Here is a 3,639-nt window from a genome sequence, read left to right as displayed (position 1 = left end):
ACGTAGCTCAGGTACTGCCGCGTGAGCCCCGCCATCGGGATGTCGAGGATGTTGAAGTTCTGCTTCCTGATCAGGTAGAGCAGCAGATCGAGCGGGCCCTCGAAGGCCTCGAGGAAGACCTGCAATGCCTCCGGCGGGATGTACAGGTCCTTCGGCATCGCGAACAGWGGCTCGCCATAGAGCCTCGCGAGCGCGACCTGGTCGACCACTTCGGGCATGCTGGCCACGAGCGTGTCGCTGTCCTCGTTGTCCTTCATCGGGTGCTTGCTATCATTTCAATAGCTGCGCACGACGGCGGCAAACGATGGATGCCGGCTGGGCACCATTACTTGGCTTGGGTCTGGTAGACGTACGGCTGCTGCGGCACGCGGGCTTCGCTGTACTCCTCGAGCAGGCTGCGGTCGAGGTGCTTGTCCCAGAGCAGGGCGCGGCCGGCGCGCTGTTCGGCTTCCAGCGTCGGCTTCTTGGCTTTCATCTCCTCGATGAAGTTGGTGATCTCGGAGGTGTAGTGGGGGCGGCGGAAGATGGACATAGACTGGACCTTTGTGGCGCGAATTTTACCGGGGATGGAATGAAGCAGCGAAAACAGTGGCGGATCGGCATGGCGGCGGCACTGCTGGCGGGTGCGATCGGGCTTGCGGGCTGCGACAACCAGCGCATCAGCGAACTGGAAGAAGGCGTCTCCACCGAAGCCGACGTGCGCGCCAGGTTCGGCCAGCCCGAGAACATCTGGGACGCACCGAACGGCCGCGTGCTCGAGTACAACCGCCAGCCGCAGGGCCAGAAGAACTACATGATCACCATCGGCGCCGACGGCAGGATGAGCGCGCTGCGCCAGGTGCTGACGCCCGAGAATTTCGCCAAGGTGCAGCCGGGCATGATGATGGAAGACTTGCGCAAGATGCTCGGCAAGCCCGCGAAGATCACGCCCTATGCGCTCAAGCGCGAGACCGAGTGGGAGTGGCGCTGGGTCCAGCCGCCGAATTCGCCCATGGTGTTCACCGCCACCCTCAACGACGACCAGCGCGTGGTGCGCAGCGGATCGTCGCCCGACCGGAGCACCGAGGCCAATTAACCTTCCGCCGCATGCGGCTGGCCGCTCGTCAGTTCGTCGGCAAACCCCGAGCGCACGATCACCTCGAGCGGCTGCGGCTGCAGCGATTCCACCCGCAGCAGCCCGCCGCGCGCCAGCACGGCCCGGTGCAGCTGCCGCAGCGCGTCGACGCCCGTGGCGTCCAGGTAGATCAGGTGCGTGGCGTCGAGCACCACCGTCATGCCGCGCGGCGCGCTTTCGGCCGCGTTGACGGCCTCGTCCAGCTTGGCCGCCGCCCCGAAGAACAGCGCGCCGTAGAGCCGGTAGGTGAGCACCGGCGGCTGCATCGTGACCAGCTCGACGCTGAACAGCTCGCTCATGCGCCGGATGAAGAGCGCGCAGGCCAGCACAAGGCCCGCCTGCACCGCCACCGTCAGGTCGAACACCACCGTGAGAAAGAAGGTGCCGAGCATCAGCAGCCGGTAATGGCGGCTGAAGTGGCGCAGTTGCCCCGGCGTGAACTCGCGCCATTCGCCCATGTTCAGGCCCACGAAGACCAGGATGCCCGCCAGCACCGCAAGCGGCACGTGGCGCGCGAGCGGCGCGGCCAGCAGCACCACCACCATCAGCGTGAGCGCATGCACGATGCCCGCGATCGGCGAGCTGGCGCCCGAGCGGATGTTGGTCACGGTGCGCGCGATGGTGCCGGTGGCCGGCATGCCGCCGAAGAAGGGCACCACCACGTTGGCGATGCCCTGGGCCATCAGCTCCTGGTTCGGATCGTGGCGCGGCTGGCCGCTGAGCTGGTCGGACACGCGCGCGCACAGCAGCGACTCGATGGCGCCCAGGATCGCGATGGTCAGCGTCGGCGTGACCAGCTGCTTGACCGTTTCCCATGAAAAGTCGGGCAGCGCAAAGGCCGGCAGGCCCTCGGGAATGCCGCCGAAGCGCGTGCCGATGGTTTCCACCGGCAGGCTGAAGCCCCACGACACCAGCGTGAGCGTGACCAGCGCGACGATCGGCCCCGGCATGCGCGAGCCCACCTGCACCGCGCGCGTGCGCGCCATGCGCCCCGCCAGGCGCTGCACCGCATGGCCCACCTTCGATTCGCCCTGCAGCAGCAGCGGCCAGATCGCGAGGCCGGCCAGGCAGGCCAGCCCGAGCGCGAAGGCATAGGGATTGAAGGTGCCGATCTGCAACGCCATGGCATGCAGCTGCGAGAACACGTCCGCCGGCATCTTGGCGACCGTGAGCCCGAGCAGGTCCTTAAGCTGCGACAGCAGGATGAGCACCGCGATGCCGTTGGTGAATCCGACCACGATCGACAGCGGCACGAAGCGCACCAGCCGCCCGAGCCCGAACAGCCCCGCCGCGAACAGCAGCACGCCGGCACAGGCGGTGGATATCAGCAGGTTGGCCACGCCATAGCGTTCGACGATGCCGTAGACGATCACGATGAAGGCGCCGGCCGGCCCGCCGATCTGCACCGCCGAACCGCCCAGCAGCGAGATCAAAAAGCCCGCGATGATCGCCGTCCAGATGCCGGCCTCGGGCTTGAGCCCGGAGGCGATGGCAAAGGCCATGGCCAGCGGCAGCGCCACGATGCCCACCGTGGCGCCGGCCCCCAGGTCCTTGAAGAAGCGCTCCCGGCTGTAGCTCGCCATGGCGTCCAGCAGACGCGGGCGGAAGCGGATGATGTTCAGCGGTGACTGCATGTGGCGCCATTGTGACCCGCGCGCCGCGTGCGCAGGAAGGCTGATTGCGGGCAGCGCCGGGGCGCGGCCGGCTCAGTCGCTGTCGGGAATCACCGCGTCGGCGGCCGCGCCCACGGCCTTGCCGGTGATGCGCGCGGTGCCGATGGCGGCATCGGCCGCGAGCCCGACCGCGCCGGCGCCCACGCTCACGGCGGTGCTGGCGACGGTGACCACGGCGCAGCCGCCCAGCAGCAGGGCGCCGGCGAGGCCGAGCGCCGCGAGAACGAAAGGTCGGAAGCGGAGGCGAGGGCTTTGCATGCGCGGATTTTGCACCCGCGCGCTCACTGCCGCGCCAACTCCGCCAGGATGGCCTCGCGGTCCTGGTCCAGCCGCGGCGGCTGCCTGGCCACCTGCGTGCGGTGTGCGCCCACGTGCACCGGATTGCCCGCCACCGTGAGCGGCCGGCCGCCCTGCGTGCGGACCTGCACCAGCATCTCGCGCGCCTGCACCTGCGGATCGTTCACCACCGCGGCCACGTCGTTGTACTCGCCCGTGGGAATGTTGTGCTGCATCAGCAGCGCCTGCCAGTGCGCGCAGGGCGCAGTGGCCAGGCGCTCTTCGAGCAGCTGCTTCAGCGCCTCGTGGTGCCGGCAGCGCTCGGGGTTGGTGGCAAAGCGCGCATCCTCGGGCAGCGCCGGCAGCTCGAGCGCCGCGCACAGGCGCTGGAACAGCGCATCGTTGCCCGCCGCGATCACGAACCAGCCGTCGGCCGCGCGGAACACGTCGAACGGCGTGATCGACGGGTGCCGCGAACCGATCGGCCCGGGCGCGCGCCCGTCCGCCTCCATGCGCGAGATCGCGTTCTCCAGCAGCGCGACCTGGCAGTCGAGCATCGCCACGTCCACGCGGTCG

Annotated in this window: 5 protein-coding genes and 1 pseudogene; 1 reads left to right on the top strand and 5 read right to left on the bottom strand. The window is 69.0% G+C overall.

Translation table 11 applies throughout. The features are described from left to right. Nucleotides 1-257, bottom strand: a pseudogene (locus tag AC1DOC_RS24555) (segregation/condensation protein A); the annotation flags it as partial. A gap of 68 nt (nt 258-325) precedes the next feature. Next, nucleotides 326-532: a DUF3460 family protein gene (locus AC1DOC_RS24550; protein ID WP_015866864.1), complete on the bottom strand. Its 207-nt coding sequence runs from the start codon at nt 530-532 to the stop codon at nt 326-328. A gap of 69 nt (nt 533-601) precedes the next feature. Here AC1DOC_RS24550 and AC1DOC_RS24545 point away from each other — a divergent pair, with 69 nt between their 5' ends. Continuing rightward, complete coding sequence (locus AC1DOC_RS24545) at nt 602-1,075, top strand: outer membrane protein assembly factor BamE (protein WP_478079355.1); 474 nt, start codon at nt 602-604, stop codon at nt 1,073-1,075. Here the strand turns inward: AC1DOC_RS24545 and AC1DOC_RS24540 are convergent. From AC1DOC_RS24540 to AC1DOC_RS24530, 3 genes are all read right to left on the bottom strand, one after another. Beyond that, nucleotides 1,072-2,748 carry a SulP family inorganic anion transporter gene (locus tag AC1DOC_RS24540; protein ID WP_436301660.1) on the bottom strand — a complete coding sequence of 559 codons (1,677 nt, stop codon included), beginning with the start codon at nt 2,746-2,748 and terminating at the stop codon, nt 1,072-1,074. The genes AC1DOC_RS24545 and AC1DOC_RS24540 overlap by 4 nt on opposite strands. 72 nt (nt 2,749-2,820) lie before the next feature. Beyond that, nucleotides 2,821-3,045: a hypothetical protein gene (locus AC1DOC_RS24535; protein WP_018906425.1), complete on the bottom strand. Its 225-nt coding sequence runs from the start codon at nt 3,043-3,045 to the stop codon at nt 2,821-2,823. Between the two features lie 23 nt (nt 3,046-3,068). Then, nucleotides 3,069-3,639, bottom strand: a 571-nt coding sequence (locus AC1DOC_RS24530; protein ID WP_478130674.1) for a CoA transferase, incomplete at its 5' end; no start/stop codon positions are given.

This window comes from Variovorax sp. 01T439_2, from assembly GCF_056398445.1.
The sequence above is the reverse complement of the archived record's forward strand: the minus strand, read 5'-3'. Positions and strand labels throughout refer to the sequence as shown.

Bases quoted from the DNA above. Each gene is read 5' to 3' on its own strand.
- AC1DOC_RS24550 (WP_015866864.1), bottom strand. From the start codon at position 532: ATGTCCATCTTCCGCCGCCCCCACTACACCTCCGAGATCACCAACTTC.
- AC1DOC_RS24545 (WP_478079355.1), top strand. From the start codon at position 602: ATGGCGGCGGCACTGCTGGCGGGTGCGATCGGGCTTGCGGGCTGCGAC.
- AC1DOC_RS24540 (WP_436301660.1), bottom strand. From the start codon at position 2,748: ATGCAGTCACCGCTGAACATCATCCGCTTCCGCCCGCGTCTGCTGGAC.
- AC1DOC_RS24535 (WP_018906425.1), bottom strand. From the start codon at position 3,045: ATGCAAAGCCCTCGCCTCCGCTTCCGACCTTTCGTTCTCGCGGCGCTC.